24 protein-coding genes and 1 riboswitch are annotated in these 24,039 nt (G+C 36.6%); of the genes, 6 read left to right on the top strand and 18 right to left on the bottom strand.

The features are described from left to right. The first annotated feature begins 14 nt into the window (after nucleotides 1-14). From J2T03_RS18775 to J2T03_RS18760, 4 genes are all read left to right on the top strand, one after another. Nucleotides 15-353, top strand: coding sequence for a hypothetical protein (locus J2T03_RS18775; protein ID WP_306845133.1), 339 nt, complete (start codon nucleotides 15-17; stop codon nucleotides 351-353). A gap of 73 nt (nucleotides 354-426) precedes the next feature. Next, nucleotides 427-1,014 carry a Crp/Fnr family transcriptional regulator gene (locus J2T03_RS18770; protein ID WP_307220879.1) on the top strand — a complete coding sequence of 196 codons (588 nt, stop codon included), beginning with the start codon at nucleotides 427-429 and terminating at the stop codon, nucleotides 1,012-1,014. Nucleotides 1,015-1,091: 77 nt separating this feature from the next. Beyond that, nucleotides 1,092-1,862, top strand: coding sequence for an alpha/beta hydrolase (locus tag J2T03_RS18765; RefSeq protein WP_307220878.1), 771 nt, complete (start codon nucleotides 1,092-1,094; stop codon nucleotides 1,860-1,862). 126 nt (nucleotides 1,863-1,988) lie between these two features. Continuing rightward, a complete protein-coding gene (locus J2T03_RS18760; RefSeq protein ID WP_306845128.1) occupies nucleotides 1,989-3,749 on the top strand; it encodes an ABC transporter ATP-binding protein in 1,761 nt (586 codons plus the stop codon). Between the two features lie 66 nt (nucleotides 3,750-3,815). Here the strand turns inward: J2T03_RS18760 and J2T03_RS18755 are convergent, their stop codons facing one another. Both J2T03_RS18755 and J2T03_RS18750 read right to left on the bottom strand, forming a co-directional pair. Then, nucleotides 3,816-5,600, bottom strand: a complete 1,785-nt coding sequence (locus J2T03_RS18755; RefSeq protein WP_307220876.1) for a M43 family zinc metalloprotease — start codon at nucleotides 5,598-5,600, stop codon at nucleotides 3,816-3,818. A 214-nt stretch (nucleotides 5,601-5,814) separates the two neighbouring features. After that, nucleotides 5,815-6,426 carry a class I SAM-dependent methyltransferase gene (locus tag J2T03_RS18750; RefSeq protein WP_307220874.1) on the bottom strand — a complete coding sequence of 204 codons (612 nt, stop codon included), beginning with the start codon at nucleotides 6,424-6,426 and terminating at the stop codon, nucleotides 5,815-5,817. A 412-nt stretch (nucleotides 6,427-6,838) separates the two neighbouring features. On the opposite strand from J2T03_RS18750, the gene J2T03_RS18745 reads away from it, so the two are divergent. Further along, nucleotides 6,839-7,051, top strand: coding sequence for a hypothetical protein (locus J2T03_RS18745; RefSeq protein ID WP_306845124.1), 213 nt, complete (start codon nucleotides 6,839-6,841; stop codon nucleotides 7,049-7,051). A 56-nt stretch (nucleotides 7,052-7,107) separates the two neighbouring features. On the opposite strand, the gene J2T03_RS18740 is transcribed toward J2T03_RS18745, so the two are convergent. Both J2T03_RS18740 and J2T03_RS18735 read right to left on the bottom strand, forming a co-directional pair. Continuing rightward, nucleotides 7,108-8,400: an MFS transporter gene (locus J2T03_RS18740; RefSeq protein ID WP_307220872.1), complete on the bottom strand. Its 1,293-nt coding sequence runs from the start codon at nucleotides 8,398-8,400 to the stop codon at nucleotides 7,108-7,110. 107 nt (nucleotides 8,401-8,507) lie between these two features. Beyond that, on the bottom strand, nucleotides 8,508-9,260 hold the full coding sequence (locus J2T03_RS18735; protein ID WP_307220870.1) for a DUF3575 domain-containing protein: 753 nt from the start codon (nucleotides 9,258-9,260) through the stop codon (nucleotides 8,508-8,510). Nucleotides 9,261-9,576: 316 nt separating this feature from the next. On the opposite strand from J2T03_RS18735, the gene J2T03_RS18730 reads away from it, so the two are divergent. Continuing rightward, nucleotides 9,577-11,661, top strand: a complete 2,085-nt coding sequence (locus J2T03_RS18730; RefSeq protein WP_307220868.1) for a TonB-dependent receptor plug domain-containing protein — start codon at nucleotides 9,577-9,579, stop codon at nucleotides 11,659-11,661. 72 nt (nucleotides 11,662-11,733) lie between these two features. On the opposite strand, the gene ribB is transcribed toward J2T03_RS18730, so the two are convergent. The 14 genes from ribB to groL all read right to left on the bottom strand — a co-directional run bounded on the left by ribB (nucleotide 11,734) and on the right by groL (nucleotide 23,997). Beyond that, nucleotides 11,734-12,378: a 3,4-dihydroxy-2-butanone-4-phosphate synthase gene (ribB, locus tag J2T03_RS18725; protein WP_307220866.1), complete on the bottom strand. Its 645-nt coding sequence runs from the start codon at nucleotides 12,376-12,378 to the stop codon at nucleotides 11,734-11,736. Between the two features lie 90 nt (nucleotides 12,379-12,468). After that, nucleotides 12,469-12,594, bottom strand: a riboswitch (FMN riboswitch). A gap of 145 nt (nucleotides 12,595-12,739) precedes the next feature. Beyond that, nucleotides 12,740-13,090, bottom strand: coding sequence for a DUF2200 domain-containing protein (locus J2T03_RS18720; RefSeq protein WP_307220864.1), 351 nt, complete (start codon nucleotides 13,088-13,090; stop codon nucleotides 12,740-12,742). A 30-nt stretch (nucleotides 13,091-13,120) separates the two neighbouring features. Further along, nucleotides 13,121-13,909 carry an alpha/beta fold hydrolase gene (locus J2T03_RS18715; RefSeq protein WP_307220862.1) on the bottom strand — a complete coding sequence of 263 codons (789 nt, stop codon included), beginning with the start codon at nucleotides 13,907-13,909 and terminating at the stop codon, nucleotides 13,121-13,123. A gap of 26 nt (nucleotides 13,910-13,935) precedes the next feature. Beyond that, nucleotides 13,936-14,484 carry a dihydrofolate reductase family protein gene (locus J2T03_RS18710; RefSeq protein ID WP_307220860.1) on the bottom strand — a complete coding sequence of 183 codons (549 nt, stop codon included), beginning with the start codon at nucleotides 14,482-14,484 and terminating at the stop codon, nucleotides 13,936-13,938. A 165-nt stretch (nucleotides 14,485-14,649) separates the two neighbouring features. Then, complete coding sequence (locus tag J2T03_RS18705; RefSeq protein WP_307220859.1) at nucleotides 14,650-15,408, bottom strand: hypothetical protein; 759 nt, start codon at nucleotides 15,406-15,408, stop codon at nucleotides 14,650-14,652. 179 nt (nucleotides 15,409-15,587) lie between these two features. Then, entirely contained in the window at nucleotides 15,588-16,079 is a 492-nt protein-coding gene (locus tag J2T03_RS18700; protein ID WP_307220858.1) for a tetratricopeptide repeat protein, read from the bottom strand. A gap of 16 nt (nucleotides 16,080-16,095) precedes the next feature. Continuing rightward, the gene (gene arr, locus J2T03_RS18695) at nucleotides 16,096-16,512 is read right to left on the bottom strand and encodes an NAD(+)--rifampin ADP-ribosyltransferase (protein WP_307220855.1); all 417 of its coding nucleotides are present in this window, start codon (nucleotides 16,510-16,512) and stop codon (nucleotides 16,096-16,098) included. Nucleotides 16,513-16,556: 44 nt separating this feature from the next. After that, nucleotides 16,557-17,075 carry a DinB family protein gene (locus J2T03_RS18690; protein ID WP_307220853.1) on the bottom strand — a complete coding sequence of 173 codons (519 nt, stop codon included), beginning with the start codon at nucleotides 17,073-17,075 and terminating at the stop codon, nucleotides 16,557-16,559. 114 nt (nucleotides 17,076-17,189) lie between these two features. Beyond that, nucleotides 17,190-17,861: a DUF2461 domain-containing protein gene (locus J2T03_RS18685; RefSeq protein ID WP_307220851.1), complete on the bottom strand. Its 672-nt coding sequence runs from the start codon at nucleotides 17,859-17,861 to the stop codon at nucleotides 17,190-17,192. Nucleotides 17,862-17,929: 68 nt separating this feature from the next. Next, a complete protein-coding gene (locus J2T03_RS18680) occupies nucleotides 17,930-18,520 on the bottom strand; it encodes a hypothetical protein (protein WP_307220850.1) in 591 nt (196 codons plus the stop codon). 289 nt (nucleotides 18,521-18,809) lie between these two features. Further along, complete coding sequence (locus tag J2T03_RS18675) at nucleotides 18,810-19,817, bottom strand: hypothetical protein (RefSeq protein WP_307220848.1); 1,008 nt, start codon at nucleotides 19,815-19,817, stop codon at nucleotides 18,810-18,812. A 101-nt stretch (nucleotides 19,818-19,918) separates the two neighbouring features. Then, the gene (locus tag J2T03_RS18670) at nucleotides 19,919-21,004 is read right to left on the bottom strand and encodes a restriction endonuclease (RefSeq protein ID WP_307220846.1); all 1,086 of its coding nucleotides are present in this window, start codon (nucleotides 21,002-21,004) and stop codon (nucleotides 19,919-19,921) included. 355 nt (nucleotides 21,005-21,359) lie between these two features. Next, on the bottom strand, nucleotides 21,360-22,178 hold the full coding sequence (locus J2T03_RS18665) for a DUF5694 domain-containing protein (protein ID WP_306845097.1): 819 nt from the start codon (nucleotides 22,176-22,178) through the stop codon (nucleotides 21,360-21,362). A 193-nt stretch (nucleotides 22,179-22,371) separates the two neighbouring features. Further along, nucleotides 22,372-23,997 (bottom strand): chaperonin GroEL, encoded by a 1,626-nt coding sequence (groL, locus tag J2T03_RS18660; protein ID WP_116012366.1) that lies wholly within the window; start codon nucleotides 23,995-23,997, stop codon nucleotides 22,372-22,374. Between the last annotated feature and the right edge of the window lie 42 nt (nucleotides 23,998-24,039).

Raw genomic sequence — 24,039 nt, 5'->3', positions numbered from 1 at the left:
TAAAAACACGAATTATGTTATCAATCTTTATTCTTATCGGAGCCTACAGGTACTATGCACAGCTGGCAGAAAGGTTCGGAAAAACAAAATGGCACTATGGGCTTCTAGCGATTGGAGTGTATTTAGGAACGCAGCTGGTCTTTGGCTTTTCTTATGGAATTTATAAGGGCTTGACAGATCCTGCTTCGGTGGGTGTGGATTATACTGGATTTTCCGTGATCAATATTATCAGCTGGATCATTTCAATCGCAGCAGTATATGGAGTTTATCTGCTACTTGAAAGAAAATTTGTGAAAGAAAATGTGAATAAACCTTCTCTGGAGATTGAAAAAATCGGAGATCAAGATTTATAAAACTGAAACGATGCTTAGTTGAGGTGACTAAAGTCACCGGATGTTTTTTATCTATCATTTAAAAACACCAGTCATGACCGAAATCGAGAAATTAGCCTTTGCCCTGAATCACTTTGCCGGTCTTTCGGAAGAAGAATTTAAACTTTCAGAAAATTTTTGGCAGCCGAAGACCTATAAAAAAGGAGAATTCTACAATCTCCGGGGAACTGTGTGTACTTATTTCGGATTCATTATTGACGGTGTCTTCCGTTCTTATACCATCGAGGAAAAGACAGGGGAAGAGAAAAATGTTTTTCTGTACTCTGAGAATGGTTTCGTGGTTTCTTTTAAAAGTTTTATCAATCAGATTCCGTGTGATTATCACACTCAGGCTTTAACGGATGCATCCATTATTTACATCCGCTATACCGATCTGCTTTCACTGTATCAGCAGTCGCACCGCTGGGAAAAGTTTGGAAGACTTTTGGCTCAGGAGGCATTCAATATTACCATGACCAGAATTGAAGGGTTTCTGCTGAAATCCCCTGAAGAACGGTACCTGGATCTGATCAGGCAGCACCCGGATATTTTCAAGAATGTTCCTTTGTATCATATTTCTTCTTATTTAGGGATTCAGGGGCCGTCTTTGAGCAGGATAAGAAAAAGAATTTCAGGGAAGTAGTACGATTTTAACCGAGGTTAAAATAATCCTCATTTTATCTGCGGAACTTTGTCTCATAATTTAAAACAATAAAGATTATGAAAACAAAAACTATCGTATTGATTCATGGATTATTTGTGAATAATACAAGCTGGAAAGAATGGAAAACTTATTTTGAAGCTCAGGGCTATACTGTTCATACGCCTTCCAATCCCGGACATGAAGGGAATCCCCAACAACTGAAAATAAATATTCCGTCAGAACTGGAAAATATAGGTTTTGATGACACAGTTGACCATTTGGTGAAATTTATTGATACACTCCCGGAAAAACCAATTGTGATCGGGCATTCGTTTGGTGGTCTGATGGTTCAGAAACTTATTGACATGGGAAAAGCCAGTGCCGGAGTAAGTATTGATGGCGCTCCTCCCAAAAATGTAATGGCTCCTTTTTCTACAGTAAAAATCGTATGGCCTGTAGTGAATTTTTTTAAAGGAAACAGCCCGTATTTAGGGACAAAAGAATGGTATCATAAAGCATTTTTCAACAATTATTCAAAATCCGAAAGTGACAAACTGTATGAAACGGTTGCTGTTCCTGAGAGCCGTAAGCTGGCAAGAGATCCACTTTTCAAATCTTCGGCAACACTAGATTTAAAGAAACCTCACGAGCCTTTGCTTTTTATTGCCGGTTCCAATGATCATATTTTTCCGGCAGCTTTTTCCAGAAAGATAGCATCTGCTTACAAAGACCAGAACAGCATTGCAGATTTTAAAGAATTTGAAGGGCGAAGCCATTTTATCTGTGGTGAAAAAGGTTGGGAAGAAGTGGCGGGATACATTCTGAACTGGCTGAAAGACCGAACTTAATATATTCATATTGTAAATAACCCTTATCTGTAATTTTCTATGACGAATTGATGAAGTTGTAAAGGCTGTCAAATTTTAAAGTCTTATTTTTGCATAGAATTTTAAATTCTTTCTTCAATTCGTACAATGAAAAAACAAGATACCTGGGGGATTGTTAAGAGGCTGTTCTTTATAGGAATGAAATTCCGGTCCTGGTTCATCCTTACTTTAATTATTTCTGTCTTACTGTCTGTGGTTTCTACCTATAGGCCTTACCTTACTATGGTGGTGGTGGATAATGATATCACCAAATTGAAAGATAATGCTTTAATGATGAAGCATATCTACATATTGGTAGGTTTGGTTTTTGCAGAAACTATTTTAAACTTTTTTTTAGTTTACTTTTCAAATTTTATTTCACAGAACGTTATTCGTGACATTCGTGAGAGGCTCTATGCAAAGCTGATCTATTTTAGGACCTCATTTTTTGATAAAACGCCTATTGGGCAGCTTGTAACCCGTGCTGTAGGTGATGTGGAGACTATCGCTACGGTTTACACAGATGGTTTTCTTATGGTCTTCGGGGATATTCTCAGAATTGCATTTGTCCTGGTCATGATGTTCAATACCAATGTGCATTTGAGCTATATCACATTGGCGATTCTGCCTTTAATGGTCATGATTACCAGATTTTTCCAAAAAAGACTGAAAAAAGCATTCGGAGATGAAAGAACATGGACGGCCAATCAGAATTCTTTCGTTCAGGAAAGATTGGCAGGAATGTCTATTATCCAGGTTTTCAACAGGCAGGAAGCTGAATTTAAGAAGTTTGATGATATTAATATTACACTGAAGACAGCCCTTTTGAGAACCGTATTTATTTTCTCGCTGTTTTTTCCTGTAGTAGAGCTTATTTCTTCCTTATTTATAGGATTTATCCTTTTTTATGGGGGCTATATCACAATCAGTGCCGGAGTTGTTATTGCATTTATACAATATATTTCGATGCTAATCCGTCCTTTGAGACAGATTGCAGACCGTTTCAATAATATCCAGAGAGGTATCGTAGGAGCAGAAAGAGTACTGGGTGTTATGGATGAAGATTATGCCATGCCGAATACAGGAACCGTAAAGAAGGATCATTTCGACGGTAAAATTGAATTCGAGAATGTACGTTTTGCTTACGATGACAAGCAGGAAGTGCTAAAAGGAATTGATTTTAAAGTGAATCCGGGAGAGACAGTAGCTATTGTAGGGGCAACCGGTGCGGGGAAATCAACCATCATCAGTCTTATCACGAGACTTTATGATATTAATTCTGGAAAGATTATAATTGATGATGTGGATTTAAAAGACTATGAGCTTTATAACCTGAGAAGTCATATCGGAGTCGTTCTGCAGGATGTATTTCTTTTCCATGGGAGCATTTTTGAAAACCTTGCCTTTGGAGATGAAAGCATTACTTTAGAGAAAATAAAGGCTGGAGCAAAAGAAATTGAAGTAGATCAGTTTATTGAGCAGCTTCCTGGAGGATATGATTTTGTGGTAAGCGAAAGAGGATCTTCCATTTCCTTAGGTCAGAGACAGCTGTTGTCCTTCCTGAGAGCTTATTTATCAGATCCTAAAATCCTTATTCTGGATGAAGCCACTTCTTCTATAGACCACGAAAGCGAAAAGTTGATCCAGAGAGCAACAGAAAAAATTACCCAAAACAGAACTTCCATCATCATTGCCCACAGGCTTTCTACTATTGAAAAGGCAGATAAGATCATCGTTATGGAGCACGGTAAAATTGTAGAAGAAGGAAAACATCTGGAACTTCTTGATAAGAACGGGTATTACTCAACACTTTACAAAGCCCAGTTAAGACATGAAGTGGAGCTGGAAGAAGAAAAACAAAGATCATAAATCAGCATGATGCCATATAATACAAAAGAGAGCTTTAAGCTCTCTTTTGTATTTAAAAGGTGTTCTTTAAAATTTTAATTTCTTATTGATCACTTTCCCGTTTTCCAAAACTGCTGTTACAGTGATGATGGAATTTTTTTCATTAACAGGAAATCTGAATTCAGAGGATTTTATATCTGTTCTGCTGGTCAAAAGCCTTCCCGAAGCATCATAGATATGAACGGCGGAGATTTTAAGATCACTTTTTACCTGTACAAAACTCTCATCTTTGATAATTTGTGTAATGCTTGATTTGTTTACGCTTTCAGTAGCCAAGAGATTCTGAGAGGTAATGATGACAGAATAATCCTCTACCTGTCCATATTTCGGAGTATAGCAGGCAGTAACGGCTGTTCCGTTAAATTCACCAATCACCCTCATTCTTAATGGTGTATTAGTTACGGCACTTGCAGGAGGAGTCACTGATGCGGTAGCAACAGAACCGCTACTGATTGCGCTTTGATTAAGTACAAGTTCTGTGGTTTCATTAAACTGTCCGTCATTATTGTAATCTATATACGCCTTGATAATATGAGGATTACTGGTTCCTGGGGCAACTGTAAGTACCGTTGCAGTATTGGAAGGAATTGTAGTTTTTGAAATACCAGAGCAGTAATTTCCTGTAAAATTTTCATAGAAATTATTGGAAGCCTGTTTGTAATTGGCAGAGTAGTTATTAATATTTGCGAATTTCACAGAAGTAATTCCAATATTAAAGTTACCTGGATTTGTCATAGAAGTTGGAGTGCATGTTGCAGTTAAAACAGAACTGTTATTAGGGGTAGTTGAGGACGCTACCGGAGAATTGATCAGAGACTGTCTGTACTGCAGAAGCTGTGCAGTTGCTCTGTCAGACTGTCCCTGGGTAAATAGGTTCCTGAAACAGAATGTATAAGCCATAACATTTCTTTCACCACCAGCGTAAACCTGGCTGGTACACGGATTAACCTGTCCTGTCTGGCAGGTATAAGGAACAGATGAATGATAAAGGCTTTTCATAGGCTCGGTATCACATACCAAGTCTCCCTGAAGAGTACAGTCTGTATTTGTAGGGCAGGCTCCGGTGGATTCACTGTAACCTTCATGCGTGTGGCGGAGGCCGAGTGCATGCCCAAATTCATGAGCTAAAGTCTGTGCATTCACTGCTGAAGCGCTTGTAGACATAAAAGAATAATCATTGCTGCCACCAGGATAATAGGCAAATCCGTTCAAGGTTCCTGAATTGGATGCCAGTTTCTTAACGACATAGATATTGTAATACTTACTGGTATCCCACATTCCCAGAGCAGTAATCTCAGAAGCGGTTACAGCATTTGTGGTATTATCATTATTCACCCCTCCGCTCACATACTTTGGAAGATGAGAAGCATTGATCCTGTTGATTCCATTGGTGGGATTACAGCTTGGATTCACCTTGGCAAAAACAAATTTTACAGGCAATATAGCACTGGTTCCTGACATTCCGCTGGTTGTGCTTCCTGAAAATACTCCGTTCGTATAATTCACCCATGCTATAATATCAGCATCAGATTTGTTATTGACTGTTCCAATGGCACTTCCATCGCCTACCACATGAACAACAATAGGAATTTCATATACCTGGTTCTTGTTTAATGTGCGGGATAATTTTCCGCTTTTGATCAGCTTGGATAATTCCAGGTTAAAAGCATCGTCCTGAGCCTTCTGTTCCGGATGCCTTTCATAATGTTTTCGCATTAATTCATCAGTCCCGCACTCCTGGAATTCTAACTTCTGTGAATAAAAATTTGCACAGGCCAAGCCTGAAACAATGATTAATAGTAGTTTTTTCATAAATTATATTATTAGATTATGGTGTATTAAAAATAATAAAATAAATAACAAAAAACGCTTTTTATTATTAAATGATCTAAATAGTGTTAAATTTTATTAGAAAAAACTACGAAAATAAAAGATTTTGTGAATTGAAAAATAAGCATTGGTTTGCTTAGAATAAGAAGTAAAAGAGAAAAGCTATTATACTTAATGATTCTTTAAAATTTACCTCTTAAATTTTTTTAAAACTGCAGAAGACGAAATTCTGCACCGTACCAAAAGGAGTTGTATGATTTTCTGTCAGGCATTTTATTTTTTCAAAATCTGATTCAAATTTTGCAGGCAGTGATTTATCATCGTATTGTTGAATATTCAGACCGCTGCATTTTGCGGGGCCGTTTTTGGAAAAAGTTCCCAAAATCATAAACCCGGTTACGCTTTTGCCTGCTATTTTAATATATTGGGAAACCTCTTCCGGAGTTGTTAAAAAATGGAAAGCAGCCCTGTCATGCCAGATATCATACTTTTCCCGGGATTCAAATTCTGTAATATCCGAAGCGATCCAGGTTATTTTATCAGCTTTTTCTCCTAACCTTTTTTTTGCTTTTTCCAGGGCTTTGACAGAAATATCAAGAACACTAATATTTTCATAGCCTTCCTCAAGAAGACAGTCAACGAGATTACTGTCTCCACCTCCTATATCAATAATCCTGGCATCTTTTCCCAAACTGAAGGAGTGAATAAAATCAAGGGATGTCTTTGGTTTTTCCTGCGTCCAGCTTACTTCGCCCGGATTTTTCGTCTCATATACGTTTTCCCAGTGTTCTTTGTTAGTTTTATTCATCTTTAATTTGTTTAATAGGGACAAAAAGAACCTTCATTTGGTTCCTGTCAAGAAATTTTAACTGTCCGTTTCGAATTTATGAATTAATCTGTTAAGTTTTGGCTTGCTTTAGATTTGAATTTGAGATACATCGCAGATGTACATATTCTCTAATATAAGAATCCAGAATTTCCCCTGAATTAACGGGCTTTTCAAATATATTTTCTGGAAGATTTCGAAAATTTAAATTATTTTACAAACATGAAAAAATGCAAAATTCATATAGAATCATTAAATTAAGTAAAAAAATAGTGTTTACCTGATGATTATATTGGAAAATTCACTATTTTTATTATAAATTTAGAGTATGCCCTAGAAAATTGAAGGGTGTTAAGTATAAAATAATTTTTTTAACTAAAATCCAAAAATATAAATGAACAATATACAAGACGAATTTAAAGTCTTTAAAGACGAGCTGAAAAAGCTGAATATCGATGTGCAGAAAGTAGTGAAGGTAGGAAACGGAAGTATGGATTTCCATGAAGTTTTTTATAAGTCACCGAGGTACCAGGAAGTGAAGAGTGTATATGTCCAACGCCATAACCTGGACAGCATGGTGGAGAAATTTAAGAAAGCTTACCACTAACAATATAGACGGGCGCCGCAGAGAATCTGCGGCGCCCGGTTTTTTATGAACAATTATTAATCCCTATCCAGTGCTGAGGTCTCCTTGGTGTCCTTCATTCCGGCATAAACAATAAGTGAGAATAATATACATCCGGTAATATACCAATAAAAATATTCTTCCGTTCCCGCCTTTTTGAACCAAAGGGCAATATATTCTGCGGTTCCGCCAAAAATAGCTACTGTAAGGGCATAAGGAAGTCCCACTCCCAACGCTCTGATTTCAGAAGGGAAAAGTTCTGCTTTTACTACAGCATTAATTGAAGTATATCCGCTGACAATGATCAGGGCGGCCATAATCAGGAAAAATGCGGTCCACATCGAAGTTGTGGTACTTAACGCTGTAAGAAGGGGAACTGTAAACAGGGTACCTAGAATTCCAAAACCTAAAAGAAGAGGTCTTCTTCCGATCCTGTCCGACAAAGCTCCGAAAACAGGCTGCAGGCAGGCAAATATAAATAATGAAATAAAAGAGATCAGGGTAGACTGCTCTTTGGTAAGATGTACGGTGTTCACTAAAAATTTCTGCATATAAGTGGTATACGTATAAAAAGCCAGGGTTCCGCCTAAAGTAAGCCCTATTACAGTAAGCAAGGCTTTAGGATGTTTGAGAAGCTCGGTGACTGTTCCTTTTTTCTTTTCACTGACTTCTTTTTTATTTTCAAATGCCTCAGTCTCATGAAGATTGGCTCTTAAATATAAAGCGATCACAGACAGTAATGCTCCGATCACAAAAGGAATTCTCCATCCCCATTCCTCAAGTTGGGTCTCTGTTAAAAGAAGTTTCTGTAGAATCAACTGAATTCCTAAGGCAATCAGCTGCCCGCCTATAAGTGTTACATACTGAAAACTTGAATAAAAGCCTCTCCGGTTTTCCGATGCCATTTCGCTGAGGTAGGTTGCTGAAACACCATATTCTCCGCCAACACTCAGTCCCTGCAGTAATCTCGCAAGAAGCAGAAGTGCAGGTGCCAGAATTCCGATAGTCTTATAAGTTGGAGTAAGTGCAATAAGAAGCGAGCCAAAAGACATCAGCAGCACAGAAAAGGTCATTGCTTTTTTTCTCCCAACCTTGTCGGCAATACTTCCAAATATCCAGCCCCCGATTGGCCTCATTAAAAATCCTACGGCAAAGATTCCTGCCGTATTCATCAGCTGAGCGTTAAGATCTGAATCCGGAAAAAATGAATGAGAAAAATAAATGGCAAAAGCAGCATAAGCATACCAGTCGTACCACTCAACAAGATTTCCGATAGATCCTCCTACAATGGCTTTGATCCTTTGAGCGGTAGTTATTGGAGATGAATTCATAGATTTATTTGTAGATAATGAAGAGGTATAAAGAAAGGCAAGATACAAATTTTGTAAAAAAATAAGCCGCTCTTTTAAGAACGGCTTAAAAATGGTAAATATCATTTTTAAAATCTGTACCCAATCGACAGCCCGCTTCTAAAGCCTGCCCATGGCCCGTCCACTTTTACTTTTGCTCCATTGGGATTCGTTTCTACGGCATACTCTACAAAAGGGATATCAAGATTTTCAATTTCCTGCTTAAGCTGTGCCTGCATTTCCGGAGTCAGCACATAATTGCTGGTCATAGTGAAGTCACCTTTTCCACTACCATAATGGGCACCTGCGATCCAGAAATCAAGAACCAGATTCTGGCTTCTGGTAAGGAAAAACTGTACGCCAACCATCAGGCCGCCACTGTTTCCGCTGGTGCTTCCCTGTCCCTTGAGGGGGATCTGGTAGGTATTTCCATCGATAGCATCATAATCGTAATAGAAGTCAAAGCTATTGGAAGAAACATCTGAATACCGGTAATAGGGTGCAAAGTAGAATCCCCTGCCGTAGCCTCTTCCGATGTAAAACCTGGGTTCAATCGTGAAATTGGTTGCCTTTACTCTCAGATTTTGGAATCTTTTTTCATCTTCGTCTTTCAAAAATGCATTAATGAATGGCACTTTTCCCTGTGTCATTGTTCCGAAACCTATGTTAAGAGAGAACCACTGGTTGATCGCTCTTTCGTAAGACAGGTTAATATTTCTAAATGTATAAGCTGTAACGTTGGTTTTAATAATGTTCATTTTCTCCGTAGGAACAGCCTGAAGTTCCTGTGTGTCTGCTTCTGAAAACAGAAAAAAGGGAATTAAGGTGAGGAATTTTTTCATGATTTTATATTTTGTGATGTAAAGAAATAGCAGCAAAAAGCAGGCAAAAAACCAATAATATTTCAATATGATTTAATTTTTAATTCAAAACTAATAATATTGATGTATGGTTCATTCTTACATATAGCTTAATACAACAGAAGATTTAACTGAAGCTTTAATTCAGCTTTTTGTTTAATGTAGTATTAAATATGGTAAGATAAATGAGTTGCTATAGGTTAGTTATTTGCTTTTATTTCCTTTAAATCTTGAGATACATGTAATGAATGTTAGAGATTGAATGTCTTATTTTCATCAATACAATTTATTTCTGACTATGAAAAAGACTATATATTCTGTGTTTTTTCTTTGTGGGATTTTGGTGTTTTCGCAGGAGAGCACGAAAAATGATACTTTAGGGGTGGGCACAAAGGAAATCCAGGAAGTGATTTTAAAGTCTCAACGTAAAAAGCAGTTTTCGGACAAGTCCGTTTACACCTTTGATAAAGAAGCTTTGGAGAAAGCAAGGTATGCAAAAGACTTACTTCAAACGCTGCCTGAACTGCAGCTGGATCCTGTTTCCAATACCATTATAAGTACAAAAGGCGGAACTTCTCTGTTCCTTATCAATGGGATAGAGGCCACAGACCTGCAGATCAGGAGTGTTGTGCCAAGCGAGGTGGTGAAAGTGGAATATTATGATATCCCACCCGCGAGATGGGCTTCCAGAGCGGAAACCGTGATCAATATTATTACAAGATCCAATGAAAGCGGATATGTTTTCGGAGCAGATGTAATGTCGGGATTGACTACGGGATTTGTGAATGCATCTTCCTATGCTAATTTTACCAAAGGGAAGAATAATTTCGGATTGGAATATTCGCTTAATCTCAGGGATTATGACAACAGAAAAGTTCAGAGCATCTATGATTACAAGCTCAACGGAGAGTATTACCGTTCGGATGAGAAAAGGCAGGATCATTTTGGATATACTTCTCAGAATATTGCTTTGCGCTATACACGTATGGTCCCTGATGACTATGTTTTCCAGACTAGACTGAATATGGATATTTTCAGCAGGTTTTCAAAAGGAACCGGAAAAAGTGTTTTTATAAAAGATAGTTTTAGCGAAGAACACGAAATGTTTAAAAATAGTGGCTCCAGCTATACGATTCCTAAACTGGATCTGTATTATTCCAAAAAGATAGGGTCTAAGGATGAATTAAGTTTAAACGTGGTAGGCTCCCATTATAAGACCAACACGACTGAATCTGCCAGGGAATGGATCATTCCTACCGGAATTTCAGTGTATGACAATGATATGGTCCTGGAAACAGAGCAGACTAATTTTGTCGGTGAATTTGCCCATACTCATGACTTTAAAGCAGGAAAGCTTTCTTCAGGCTACCGTATTTCAAGCACTGCTATTTCCAACGATCTGAATAATCTTGCAGGATATTCACAGTACAGCGTTAATTACCTTGAACAGTACTTTTATTCTGAGTTTTCAGGAAAAGTAGATAAATTTAGCTACAGGATCGGAGCGGGACTTACCAATATTCATAATAAAAGTGCGGCAAATACCTTTGATGAATGGTCATTCACGCCAAAAGTTATCCTGGGCTATCAGCTGAAAAGTAACCAAAGCCTAAGGCTGACAAGCAGTTACAGTCCTACAAGCCCATGGAGCAGCGCGCTCAGCAGTAATGTGGTACAGCTTGCCCCGAATATTGTCCAGAAGGGGAATCCTTTCCTTAAATCACAGCAGAATTTCTCCAATAATTTAATTTATTCTTTTAATAATAAAAAGTTTGACTTTAATGCAACCCTTTTCTACCGGTATACGGATCGTGTCATCAATCAATATTATGTTCTGGATGATACTTTCGGAGGATATGCACTGACCTACGAAAACGGGAAAAATGCCCAGCGGTATGGAGTACAGCTGTCCGGTTCTTATAAGCCGTTCGGAAGCAGTCTGCTTGTTTTGAAAGCCGTATTAACACCAACCTCAGAGACTTTAAGAACGAGTAAAGGTGCGCTGATCAAAAACGATTACCTGGCTAATAATTTTTCAGTATCCTCGGAATACAAATCGTTTGGTGTGCAGTATATGGTCAATGTCCCGGTGTATACACTAAACGGTGCTTTCCTTAATACGAATGAAAACCAGAATCATCTCTTCGCCAGTTACAGACTTAAAAACTGGAATTTTACGGCGGGAATGTACTGGATCGGGATGCCTTCGGAGTATAAAACAAAAAGTCTTCCTGAAAGTTTAGTGGATTATAATGTTCATACGAAGATTATGAATAATAAGTCCATGTTTGTTCTGGGCGTAAGCTTTGATTTTTCAAAAGGAAAGAAAACAGAAATCCAAAGAAAACTGAATAACGAAACTGCTCCTGCAGCCACTTTTTAATTTTTTAATGAATATTTAATAAGACCGCCGCCCGATGAAATCGGGCGGTGGTTCTGTGCGTTACATATATTTTTAGTTGCTTATTATTTTGCGGTAGGCGTAAATATCTTCAATAGTTACGACGCTCATTTCTTTTTGGGAGGCAAAATTCACGATTTCCGGAAGCCTTGCCATAGAGCCGTCTTCATTGGTCAGTTCGCAGAGTACGGCATCGTCACCGAGATTGGCCATTTTCACCAGATCTACGCTGCCTTCAGTATGTCCGCGTCTCTCAAAAACACCCCCTTTTTTAGCAATTAATGGAAAAACGTGCCCCGGGCTTGCAATATGGTCGGCTTCTGCATTTTCTGCCACGGCAGTTCTGATTGTTGTTACCCGGTCTCTTGCTGAAACGCCGGATTCAACGCCTTCTTTGGCTTCAATAGAAATGGTGAATGCCGTCTGGTTTTTAGAGTTGTTGTTCTCTACCATCGGACGGAGATTGAGATGTTTACTTTTCTCTTCTGAAATGCACAGACAGACGATTCCGCTGCATTCGCGGATCAGAAGTGCCATGTCCTTTTCTGTAATGGTGGATGCGGGAAAGATGATATCGCCTTCGTTTTCACGGTTTTCATCATCTACTAAAAGAATTCCTTTTCCCTGTTGTAGTTTTAGAAGTGCATTTTCTACACGTTCTGTGGAGGTTGCTCCAAATTGTTCTAATAATTTTTCCATGTTATTTTACTTTTAAAAGTTAAAATAGTCTTCGGTACATGGAAATGAAATACGGCATAATAAGCCTGTAAGGAATCTTACTGACCGTTTCATTTTCTTCTCCCATCCAGACTTTAACTGTCGGTTTTGGAATTTCACCAAATCAGTCCCTTCAAAAGAAAGGAGTCGCGGACTGTAACCGCCGGTAGGGAATTTCACCCTGCCCCGAAGAAAACTTATACTAAGTTTTACTGTATGTTCTGATTTAAATTTTTATTTCATTGATTATATTTAACGCACAGGCCACAAATTTCGGAAAGTTTCTTGAATTGAGGAAGAGTTTGATTCAGTTTAATTATATTTTTAGTTCAGAACGGCTGCCCTATTCTCTCAATATCTTCTCCATCTTCTTTCCCTTTGCCAGCTCATCAATAAGTTTATCCAGATAACGGATATTTCTCATCAGTTCATCTTCAATATCTTCCACACGGTATCCACAGATGACTCCCTTGATCAGTGAAACATTGGGATTCATTTGTGGCGCCTGTTCAAAGAATGTTTTAAAATCTGTTCTGTTATCTAAAATTTCCTGTAAACTTTTTTCATCATATCCTGTTAACCAGAATATGATTTCATGAACTTCGGATTTTGTACGTCCTTTCTTTTCTGCTTTTTGAATATAATGAGGATAAACACTGGCAAAAGCAGTAGTATAAATTCTGGTGTTCTGCATGGCTTTTAATTAATGTTCAACTTACTCGTATTAAGGCTTCCCATTGATTTCTTTAAGAATGTCATCAAGGATACGGTTAAATTCTTTTGGATTTTCCAGCATAGGATAGTGGCCTAGCCCGGCTATTTCAGTATAATTATAATCTTTTAAATATTTCCGGTTATTCTCCATGTTGGTAGGGAAGTTATCGGAATTGATAGCTCTTACCGGAACCTGAACTTGGGACGCCGTTTCCCTGTAATCTTTCTTATACAAAGGTCTGAGCAGATCAATGGCTTTTTCCGATGTATTTTGAAGAAACTCATCCTGAAGACTGCGTTTTACATCGGATGGCGTTTTTTCTGCAAAAAGATATTGAGGAAGAATATTTTCAACGGCATTTTTAAAATCATTGCGGTAATGCATGAATAAAAACTGTTCGGCCTGTTCTTCAGTGAACGCTTCGTCAAGATCTTTTACAGTGTCGATCAGGATAAGCGCTTTTACCTGAGGGATTTTTAAAGACGCTTCAAGAACATAGGCTCCCGACATAGAATGTCCTACAAGGATGATTCCGGAAGAATTTATCTGGCCTGCTACCGCTATGATATCATCTGCATACAATGCGCTTGTCCATTCATTTCTGGAGGTGCCAGATTTTCCGTGCCCGGCAAGATCCATCTGCACGATATGATATCTGTCTTTGAAATATTCCTGCTGGCTGTTCCACCATTCTGCATTGCCGAGCCATCCGTGTACGAATAAGATGGAAGGGTTTCCCTGTCCGCTTTCTTTAAAATGAATATTCTGTCCGTCCGAAGACTTTGTGTATTTTTCCATGATTATTATATTTTATGAGATTTAATTTATTGGTCTTTTGGCTCGTAGATAAGCTGTACCACTCCTGATCTGAAAACGTTTGTAGTGATCAGTTTCAGCTCCAGTCTTTCTTTCAGGTTTTCAAACAAAGGTTTTCCGCTTCCCAAAGCAACGGGGTGAACTGAAATTCTGTATACATCAATAAGATCTGAATTAATAAAGGTTTTAATAAGACTTGCTCCGCCATACAGCCAGATATCTTTTCCATTCTGTTTCTTAATTTCAGCTACTTTTTCAGCAATATCGGAGCTGATAAAAATGGCTCCTGGATCTTTTCTGTTCTGTCCTGAAAAAACATACTTATTTTTAGAATGAATGGATTGCCAAAATTTCTTTTCTTCAGGATCAGCGGTTTCTTCCGGCTGATACGTTCCCCAGGAATCATAACTTACTCTTCCATAAAAGATGGTATCAACACTGTTCAGAAATCCGTCAAAATTCATGTCATCATCCATGATGCACCAGTCTGTTTCGCCATTGGGACCTTCAATGAATCCATCTAAAGTGACAGCCAGGTCCAGGATTATTTTTCTCATATGATAGTATGGATTTATCGTTGAATACTTGTAAAAATACAGAAAAACGCTCTGAAGAACGAACGTTTTGCTTTATAAATTTTACTATTTCCATTCCAGAAATTCATTCTTCCCTACCATAATTCGTCATGATCTTGCAATAAAACGTCATATTGCTTTAAAGTACTATTTAAAACTTACTCTTTCCTCATGATAGCCCCTGATTTTGCCGCTGCTTCCTTTTAGAAGCTGAGGATTTACTATGCCGTCTTTCTCTGCTGTGAACTCAAAATTCATCATACTCAGCGTTTCGCCGGGCTTCGAGAATGTTTCTTTTTTTATGGCGTAATTTCCGGAAGGGCCAATCTTTATGGTGTCTGCAGCCTGTTCTACAAAGGTTTCTATATTGCTTTTTTCTTTCGTCTGAATTTTTACACTTTTGGATAGATAGAGCACATTGACATCCTGAAGCCCGGACCATTGTATAGAGTAGTCCTGGTTCAATGGTGCATTTTCTCTATAGATAATGTTTCGCGAGCTGCTTAGTTTCAGGGAAGGGATACGGGACAGAAAAAACTTTTTTCCATTGCTCAGCTGGATCCGGAGCTCATAGCTGTCATTTTTGGGAGGTACATTTTCAGCACGGTAATCGTAGTTTTTACCGTAATACAGCTGCTGCATAATTTTGTATTCTGCTTTTTTCTCGTTGACGGTTATTTTCACAGAATCATTGCCGAATTCTTTTCCTTTTTTATCATACAGGATTACAGAAATGCTGTTGTCATTTTCATCCGTTAAACTCTGGTAGATTTCAATTTCGGCTTTTAAATCCGAAATATCTTCAATTTTTGATGCAGGAGCTGGCTCTGAACAGGAATTGAGCAGGAGACAGATACAGCACAGAAGTATAGAAAGCTTTGTCTTTACATTGCTGTTGGTTTTCATAATGTGATATTTGGTGATATGGAAATCATGTCCGGACTGTTAAATTACGAAAAGTAACAGAACAGGGACGTCTGTGAAGTTATTTAATTGATGAATGTAAAAAATATTAATCTGAATTTGAGATAAGAAAATACATGAAACCAATTATTTTAATCCTTATCCCAATTCAGGGATATTGTTTATTTGATGAGTTCCTTGGAATAATTATACACTGATTTATTATACCTCGGCAAATGTACGGATAGTGATTCCAGAACTAAAGACAATGCTTCCTTATCATTGTTGACTGAGGAAAGCGACAGCGCCAAAAATGCGTTGACGGCATCATCCAGCTCATCGGAATATCTTTCTTTTTCTTCTCTTAATATTTCTATGCTTTCATGAAATTTTCCATTATTCCGTAAAGTACTTACCAGCTGAATTCTGGCTCTTCTTCTCCGTAATCCTGTAAGACCCAATTCTAACGCAGATCTGTAAAGCGGCTCTGCGTTTTTTTCAAAGCCAGTAGAATCGTAGGCACAGGCTCTTTCAAAATCTGCAATGGCAGGATAAGCATCGTGGAGCTTGTCCGTATGCAGTTTTATTTTTTCAATAAAATCATCATTGGGGATTTTGCCCAGCTGATTCCATATTGTTTTTAACTTTTCTTCCCAGGGTTCAAGATCTGTCATGTTTTAATGGTATTTATCAGTCCTCAATAGCTTCAATGCCTTGTTGTTTTAGCTTTTCAAGGTGATCTTTCATGGCCTTGAGCTGTTCCGGTGAATGTCCCTGCCACTCTTCAACTTCTCCAATAACTTTAAAAGGATGTTGAGACCGGTAAGATTTTGTGGGATTTCCGGGAAATTTTTTGTCGGTTAAATTGGGATCATCTTCAATAGGACCAGTCGGTTCTACAATATAAATTCTTTCTTTTCCCTCTCCAAATGCTAACTCTGCACCCCATATGGCAGCTTCCAAAGTAGCGGAAAGATAAATGTATTTTGCTTTTCTCTTGGTGCCGTAATTTGAGCTGAAACCAATTTCGATGAGGTCTCCGGGTTTAAGATCGGCTTTTGTGCCGTGATAGTAAATGATGGGTTCTTCAGAAAGATTTGAATTCATTGTCCTGATTCTTTGGTGAAAAATATAAAATATCCGGTATTGGGTTATGCTTCAGATGTTGCTTCTGAATTTTTATAGACATTCCAGAAGTTGTAATCTGTCATTGGAGCATCTGTGATCCCGACATTCCGCCCCATGGTAACGATCTGTCCTCTGTGATATGTTCCGTGAACGATCACATGCTGGATGTACTCGAATTTTGAAAAGTCACACTGGAACCATTGGGATTCAATTTTTACGTTTTTTGCCAGGTCTTCTTCGGATAAGGTTTCTACGTACTCCATTAATTTCTGGGAGTTGTTTTTTATACCAGAAAAAATTTCTTCTTTAGTCAATGCAGCAGAATTTGCAGCAAAATCGAAATCGCCATTTTCCGCAATATAAGCCCACCAATACTGCTGCGTCTGCCAGATATGATGCAAGGTTGATAAGATCGTTGGAAAGCTTGAAATAACTTCCTGGTTAAGCTGCTCATCAGACTTTGTGGAAAGCCAGTCGATGTATTTATTGACTACCCAATTATTGTACTGAACACTGTGTGTGATTAACGTTTTTAAATTCATGATGATTAATATTTTGTAATGATTTTGGTGGATATAAAAATAAGTAAAATATTAACTGGATTCTAAAAATAGAAATCATCTTAAATTGATCTTTAAACAATTTGATTATTTATTTTAATATAATGGCTCCCCATTTAAGTCCGTAGTAAGCACTTCACTCATATAATCAAAAAAAGGGCGCATGGCTAATAAGGTAAGGACTGCTTCTTTCTGAAAACTGTCTGATAGAACTTCCTTATCAGTAAATTTCCGCATCACGACAAATTGTTTTTTCCTGATTAGATCTATGGCAGGGTGATTTTTATCAAAACCTCTCGGGGCTGTTTTCACAGTATCTCCTTTGATTTCTCCAAAATATTGTTTGAAAGTTTCATCAGAAGTGATCTTTTCAATTTCTGTGGTATTGAGCTCGAATTCTTTACGGATACGGAGCAGATCTTTAGCCTCAGGTCCCCAGAAACCGCCACCCACGAAACTGTTACCAGGTTCCAGCTGAATATAATATCCTCCTCTCAGCATCGGTTTTGAACGGGAAAATCCAACCCCGAAATTGGTTTTGTACGGAGTAGGGTCCTTGGAAAAACGGACGTCTCTGTAAATCCTGAAAATATGGATTCCTTTTAAATTATCGTATTCCTGAAGTTCAGTATAGATCTGATTGAAAAGAGTTTTGTTTTCTTTTATAACGGAATCGTATTCAGATTTATGCTGAGTAAACCATTCACGGTTGTTGTTTTTTTCTAAGTGTTTAAGGAATTTAAAGGTTTTTTTCATGGTGTCTTTCATACAGTTTTGTTTTTTCCAGTCCGTGATTATTGATTTTAATAGTTGGTGCAGTTCAGTTATTACAGTTGTTAATTCTCTTTCTCAATAATAAAACTATGCGACTGAAGATATTCATCAAGCTCAACATCAAAAGGAATCACAAAATTATTATCCAGATCAAACATGCCACTTTCTCCGTCTGAAGATTCTAAAAACCCCAGCATCCTAGACTGAGTTTGTTCTTTGGCATTTTTCCAGCAATTCATTAGGAAATCAGTTTCCAGACCGAATTGGTTTTCCCAGTAGTGGGCATAATCCAAATGATTATTTTCATCAAGGTAAGCAGAATAATCAATATTATTTTCGTTCAGTACCTTTTTGCATAATTCCTGAACATCAATAGGAGAATAGTCTTTCAATGAATGCTCTTTCAAATGGAGCTCTGCGATCTGAACAGTTTTATCGGGAGAATAATATTCATAATTAGGCAACACAAATAGGGAACTTAAAGGACTTGAAGCATTGTAATACAAGCTGATCACCTCAATTTTTTTATCATCTTCCCTGAATGTATATTTGGAATTGAAAACATCAACCAGGAATTGGGTGACTGTTTTTTCCCTGGGAAGCAGAAAAGTGTTTTTAAAGGCCTCATCAATTTTTTGTTCTATTTTCTTCATGTAATGTTCACTTTTTTGTGGTGTAAAAATAATGAAACCGTTCTGGAAAATAGAACGGTTTTAAATATATTGTATGGTTCATTGAAATTGCAACTGGATTAAGAATACACCAGAAAGAATTATTTGATATTGTATTTGATTTTGAAGAATACTATTCTGAATTAGATAAATAAACAATCTCCGAAGTCTGAAGACTTCGGAGATTGTTTTAAAGGGATTATTTTATTGGCTTAAGATCGGTTGAGTTTAGAGGTTCTTCCCGTTTTTGCCAATAAAATGTTGGCTATAGTTATTGTGGGATAAATTTTTCTAAATACTCAATTATATTTTCAGTAAATAGTCCTGCAATTGCTCCTATGATTAAACCACCTACAAAACCTTCAACTGTTATGAACTTTTTGGATTCACTTGAATTATTCATTATCAAGCCTAAAACTAAAGATATTGCAACGCTTCCGATTAAAATTCTATAAAAATTATCGTCAAAAAACTCACCTTTTGACACAAAAATCAATTTTATTAGAAATCCTAGAATGCCTCCTAAAGATGCTCCAAGTGGGACTGCAAAACTTGAAGACTTAAATTTTATATTATCTGAAATCGCTTGATTAAAAATATTTTTATTATCTGAAGTTCTAAATTTTAAATTGAATAATATATCAAAATTAGATTCTTTATATAAATGAGGTGCTCTACAATGATAAGGAATAATTATCGTTTCTTTGGGATTTAAAGTATATGAATAGCTAAGATTTACGTCAGAATATTCCTTTGCAACAGATAATTTTGATAATATCTTTTCGAGTTTTGATTTATTTATTGAAAAAGCCTTTTTTAGAAGAGAATCGTCTTTTTCTTTCGACATAATAATTTCTTCTAATTGAATAACATCATCCCACTCTTTAATTGAAAATGCTTTTTTTGCCCAATTTGGGAAACTCATTTCAGGTTTGGTTTTTGTAAGTATAGATGCTATGATTTCTGGTGTTGTTGCATATGTAATAAATAGTTTTGATATGAAATCCAGTTTATTATATCTCTGTCTATCATATGCTCTATCTAATTGAAGTTCTAATTCTTCTACAATTTCTTTTTTTTCATACTCAAGAGTTGTTAGTTCAGAAGTTGAATTTGTCTGATTTTTGGAAATTATTATTCCAGGAATTATATCAGCCTCAACTTCATCAATATAAACTTTTTCATCAGAAATATTTGTAATTTCTAATTGAATAGTATATTTTGAAGAACCAAATTTGTCATTTGGAAAATTCAAATTTAATTTTAATAAACGCTCCATTTAATATATTATAACTTTTAAAAATAATTGTTGCAAAGTTCGAATATGGCAAAAAGTTCAATAGAACTCCTTTAGCCCTGCTTTTGTCAATATCTTGTTAGCTAAAGTTGATTTAACCATTGTTTTAGTTTAATAAAATCTATTAAGCTTATTTGATTCTTAAATTTTTCGGAAAAATTTACAGCATCTTGTGAGAAATAAGAAGAAGTTACAAAAATTCCTGCTGTTACTCTATCAGCTGTAATTGTACCGGCTAATTCCCTAACTAATTTAATTCCTACAGGATTATTTTGTGAATATTTTTTACATTCTACATAATATAAAAAATTCCCTATATCTTTACTCTCAGCAATTATTAAATCTTTGCCACCATCTCTCGTCATTTTAGTAAGGTCAACATTATAACCTTTTTTTGTTAAAAGTTCGGCAACAAATTCCTCAAATTCTCTTGGATTTAAATTATAAATATTGAACGGGTTATTTCTTACACTGTCTATTATACTTTGATTTATAATCTTAATGTCAGATGTAAGTTGTACTATTTCTGGTGTTTTTTCAACAATAATATTATTTGTGGTTGAAACATAATTCTCTATTTTTAAATTTTCTGATAATAGACGGACAATTTGTTGAACATTATATTTTTTACTATTAAGTAAATCAATGGACAAATTAATGAGTAGCGGATTACCTTTAGTAATTTCCAATAAAATATCAGCCTCGTGTGTTTCTAAATTATTTTTCCATAAAGCCTCAAATAAACGCCTCGATTCATTTAAATCAAATGAATCAAGATGGATGTGTAAATCTAATTCGAAGTTTTTGACAAGATTTTGAAATGGAGATACTATTATGAATTGTTTTTCACTATGTTTTGATATAATTTTTTTCAAATTGTCAACAAGTCGAAAAGAACTGATATATGACAAATCATCAAATATTATTATTTTACTTTCGGTGGATATGTCATTAGACTTTATAAGGGAATGTGAATTATTAAAATTAAAAACTTGAATTTCACTATTGCCATCTAATTTTGTTTGTTTAATGAATTCCTGCCACAAGTAAGTTTTACCTGTTGCGTTATTTCCGGTTATAGCAATAAGTTTTTTCTTTTTTTTAATTACAAAATCTTCAAGTTGATTTAATTCCTCTTCTCTACCAATAAATATTCTTTTATGTTCCAAATTAAATTTGTGTTTATAACCAATTGTAGCTAACAACCAAATTTACACATTGCGTCAATATAATATACAATTATGCTAATATTGTTTTGATTTTAGCTTTCTATTTGTCAATCATTAAATATAAAGTATAAATATACTATTTCCTTACGGAAAACCGTATTCAAACAAAAAACCGCTCTACAAAAAGTAGAACGGCTAGTATATTAAATTGTCTCAGCGACACGCTGTTACATCATTCCTGGCATTCCACCTCCCATTGGCATAGCAGGTTCATTTTTCTTCACTTCAGTGATAACACATTCAGTGGTAAGAAGCATTCCTTTTTCGTCTGGTAACTTTAACTGTTTGGGGCTTTTTATTTTAGTACGCTATTTAATTCAACGACTTCAAAGTCGTCATTATTTTGCAGTAAATGTTTTAATATAGGAATATGTCCCTGCCCAAATATGAGGATAACATATTTGTCATTGGCATTTATTTGATTAGTGATATTAGCGTAAATAGCTAAATTCCTCAAATACCAATCAGAAACTGATTCCGCACCAATATAATTCTCTCCTGCACCAATTTTTGCAATATATTTTAAGTACAATGATAAATTTTTCTGCAAAAGTTCTTTTGTATTGATATATTTTAGGACTTCAGTTATTGAATTTCTTTTTACTACACCATCGAATTCAAGTTTTAAGTTATTCGCAGTAGTCCCTAATTCCTTTAACAGATATAACTGATTTTTTTCTTTAGCAGTGACAGAAACCAAACTGTCATGTTTCATTCCATAAAAAATATCTATACAATTGATGTGTTTTAAATTTAATTTTTTAGCTAGTCTAAAACCGATTTGCTCTCGTTCAGAAACGGTTAATGTATATTTGTTTTTGGAATAGGCATTATACAGACTATCAATTTGCTTTTGTTGATTCAATGGTTTTTCTATCATCACTTTATCAGCGTTTGTCCGTTTTAAAACTTCGGTCAGTTCTTCCAGTTCCTTCTGTCTTTTCGGAGCTAAAAAATCGTCAGTCTTTAATTCAAACGTATCTAAATGTGGGGTTTCGAAGTGAATGGTCCCTATTAACAGGATTTTGGTTTTTTGTTTAGATTCTTGTCCAAAAATTGTGGTTACAAATAAAAGCGTAATTAAAAATGTAGAAATTGTTTTAATGAAAGTCATGGTTTTAGTTTATTTTTTGGTAAAGATAAAGCTTCTTGCGAAACGTAAAGATGAATTCACCACAAAATTCGCAATTGCGTGAAACGGCTTTTGTAGCTTTTCTTGATTTGCTGTTTTATTATTATTCCAAACAAAAAAACCGCCCTACAAAAGCAAAGCGGTTAGTATATTAAATTGTCTCAGCGACACGCTGTTACATCATTCCTGGCATTCCACCACCCATTGGCATAGCTGGTTCGTCTTTTTTCACTTCAGTGATTACACATTCAGTAGTAAGAAGCATTCCAGAAACAGAAGCTGCATTTTCAAGGGCAACTCTTGTTACTTTCGTAGGGTCAATGATCCCTGCTTCAAGCATGTTTACATACTCGTCAGTTTTTGCGTTGTATCCGAAGTCTCCTGTACCTTCCGCAACTTTCGCTACGATTACAGAACCTTCACCACCTGCGTTGGCAACGATTTGTCTTAATGGCTCTTCGATCGCTCTTTTCACGATTTTGATCCCTGTAGTTTCGTCAGAGTTGATTCCTGTAAGGTTTTCCAAAGCTGAGATTGCTCTTACTAAAGCAACACCACCACCGGCAACGATACCTTCTTCAACTGCCGCTCTTGTAGCGTGAAGGGCATCATCTACTCTGTCTTTTTTCTCCTTCATTTCCACTTCAGAAGCTGCACCTACGTAAAGTACGGCAACACCACCGGCTAACTTAGCCAGTCTCTCCTGTAGTTTTTCTCTGTCGTAGTCAGAAGTCGTAGTTTCCATCTGAGCTTTGATCTGAGCTACTCTTCCTTTGATTTTAGCTTCATCACCACCACCGTTTACGATCGTTGTGTTGTCTTTATCGATAGTTACTTTCTCAGCAGTTCCAAGCATATCCAGAGAGATGTTCTCCATAGTGAAACCTTGCTCTTCAGAAATAACCTGTCCACCTGTAAGGATTGCGATATCTTCCAGCATTGCTTTTCTTCTGTCTCCGAATCCTGGAGCTTTTACAGCAGCAATTTTAAGAGAACCTCTTAATTTGTTTACCACCAAAGTAGCTAAAGCTTCACCTTCCACTTCTTCAGAAATAATCAATAGAGATTTTCCACCCTGTGCAATCGGCTCAAGAACCGGAAGCAATTCCTTCATTGAAGAGATTTTCTTTTCCACCAAAAGGATATAAGGATTTTCTACTTCAGCTACCATTTTCTCAGGGTTCGTCACGAAGTAAGGAGACTGGTATCCTCTGTCGAACTGCATACCTTCTACAACATCTACCGTTGTATCGATACCTTTAGCTTCTTCTACAGTGATTACGCCTTCTTTTCCTACTTTTCCGAAAGCCTCAGCGATCAGAGATCCGATCGTTTCGTCGTTATTTGCAGAAACTGAAGCTACCTGCTTCACCATTTCTGTAGAATCTCCAACTGTTTTAGACTGGGATTTAAGGTTTTCAACAACTGCAGTTACTGCCTTGTCGATTCCTCTTTTCAGATCCATTGGATTAGCACCTGCAGCTACGTTCTTAAGACCTTCTCTTACGATAGCCTGTGCCAATACAGTAGCGGTAGTAGTACCGTCTCCTGCGATATCATTGGTTTTGGAAGCCACTTCTTTTACCATCTGCGCTCCCATATTTTCTACTCTGTCTTCAAGTTCGATTTCCTTTGCTACAGAAACACCGTCCTTAGTTACGTGAGGAGCTCCGAAAGATTTTTCAATCACTACGTTTCTTCCTTTTGGTCCTAAAGTTACTTTTACTGCATTAGCCAATGCATCAACCCCTCTTTTTAAAGCGTCTCTTGATTCAATATCGAATTTTATTTCTTTTGCCATAATTTTTTATTGTATTAATGTACTTTGTACAATGTATTAATG

This window comes from Chryseobacterium lathyri (genome assembly GCF_030812195.1).
GTDB lineage: Bacteria > Bacteroidota > Bacteroidia > Flavobacteriales > Weeksellaceae > Chryseobacterium > Chryseobacterium lathyri_A.
Note: the sequence above shows the minus strand (reverse complement) of the source record. Positions and strands in the feature narration are given on the sequence as shown.

What these genes read in the sequence shown, in the direction of transcription:
- J2T03_RS18775 (WP_306845133.1), top strand. Translation starts at nt 15, where the DNA reads ATGTTATCAATCTTTATTCTTATCGGAGCCTACAGGTACTATGCACAG.
- J2T03_RS18770 (WP_307220879.1), top strand. Translation starts at nt 427, where the DNA reads ATGACCGAAATCGAGAAATTAGCCTTTGCCCTGAATCACTTTGCCGGT.
- J2T03_RS18765 (WP_307220878.1), top strand. Translation starts at nt 1,092, where the DNA reads ATGAAAACAAAAACTATCGTATTGATTCATGGATTATTTGTGAATAAT.
- J2T03_RS18760 (WP_306845128.1), top strand. Translation starts at nt 1,989, where the DNA reads ATGAAAAAACAAGATACCTGGGGGATTGTTAAGAGGCTGTTCTTTATA.
- J2T03_RS18755 (WP_307220876.1), bottom strand. Translation starts at nt 5,600, where the DNA reads ATGAAAAAACTACTATTAATCATTGTTTCAGGCTTGGCCTGTGCAAAT.
- J2T03_RS18750 (WP_307220874.1), bottom strand. Translation starts at nt 6,426, where the DNA reads ATGAATAAAACTAACAAAGAACACTGGGAAAACGTATATGAGACGAAA.
- J2T03_RS18745 (WP_306845124.1), top strand. Translation starts at nt 6,839, where the DNA reads ATGAACAATATACAAGACGAATTTAAAGTCTTTAAAGACGAGCTGAAA.
- J2T03_RS18740 (WP_307220872.1), bottom strand. Translation starts at nt 8,400, where the DNA reads ATGAATTCATCTCCAATAACTACCGCTCAAAGGATCAAAGCCATTGTA.
- J2T03_RS18735 (WP_307220870.1), bottom strand. Translation starts at nt 9,260, where the DNA reads ATGAAAAAATTCCTCACCTTAATTCCCTTTTTTCTGTTTTCAGAAGCA.
- J2T03_RS18730 (WP_307220868.1), top strand. Translation starts at nt 9,577, where the DNA reads ATGAAAAAGACTATATATTCTGTGTTTTTTCTTTGTGGGATTTTGGTG.
- ribB (WP_307220866.1), bottom strand. Translation starts at nt 12,378, where the DNA reads ATGGAAAAATTATTAGAACAATTTGGAGCAACCTCCACAGAACGTGTA.
- J2T03_RS18720 (WP_307220864.1), bottom strand. Translation starts at nt 13,090, where the DNA reads ATGCAGAACACCAGAATTTATACTACTGCTTTTGCCAGTGTTTATCCT.
- J2T03_RS18715 (WP_307220862.1), bottom strand. Translation starts at nt 13,909, where the DNA reads ATGGAAAAATACACAAAGTCTTCGGACGGACAGAATATTCATTTTAAA.
- J2T03_RS18710 (WP_307220860.1), bottom strand. Translation starts at nt 14,484, where the DNA reads ATGAGAAAAATAATCCTGGACCTGGCTGTCACTTTAGATGGATTCATT.
- J2T03_RS18705 (WP_307220859.1), bottom strand. Translation starts at nt 15,408, where the DNA reads ATGAAAACCAACAGCAATGTAAAGACAAAGCTTTCTATACTTCTGTGC.
- J2T03_RS18700 (WP_307220858.1), bottom strand. Translation starts at nt 16,079, where the DNA reads ATGACAGATCTTGAACCCTGGGAAGAAAAGTTAAAAACAATATGGAAT.
- arr (WP_307220855.1), bottom strand. Translation starts at nt 16,512, where the DNA reads ATGAATTCAAATCTTTCTGAAGAACCCATCATTTACTATCACGGCACA.
- J2T03_RS18690 (WP_307220853.1), bottom strand. Translation starts at nt 17,075, where the DNA reads ATGAATTTAAAAACGTTAATCACACACAGTGTTCAGTACAATAATTGG.
- J2T03_RS18685 (WP_307220851.1), bottom strand. Translation starts at nt 17,861, where the DNA reads ATGAAAGACACCATGAAAAAAACCTTTAAATTCCTTAAACACTTAGAA.
- J2T03_RS18680 (WP_307220850.1), bottom strand. Translation starts at nt 18,520, where the DNA reads ATGAAGAAAATAGAACAAAAAATTGATGAGGCCTTTAAAAACACTTTT.
- J2T03_RS18675 (WP_307220848.1), bottom strand. Translation starts at nt 19,817, where the DNA reads ATGGAGCGTTTATTAAAATTAAATTTGAATTTTCCAAATGACAAATTT.
- J2T03_RS18665 (WP_306845097.1), bottom strand. Translation starts at nt 22,178, where the DNA reads ATGACTTTCATTAAAACAATTTCTACATTTTTAATTACGCTTTTATTT.
- groL (WP_116012366.1), bottom strand. Translation starts at nt 23,997, where the DNA reads ATGGCAAAAGAAATAAAATTCGATATTGAATCAAGAGACGCTTTAAAA.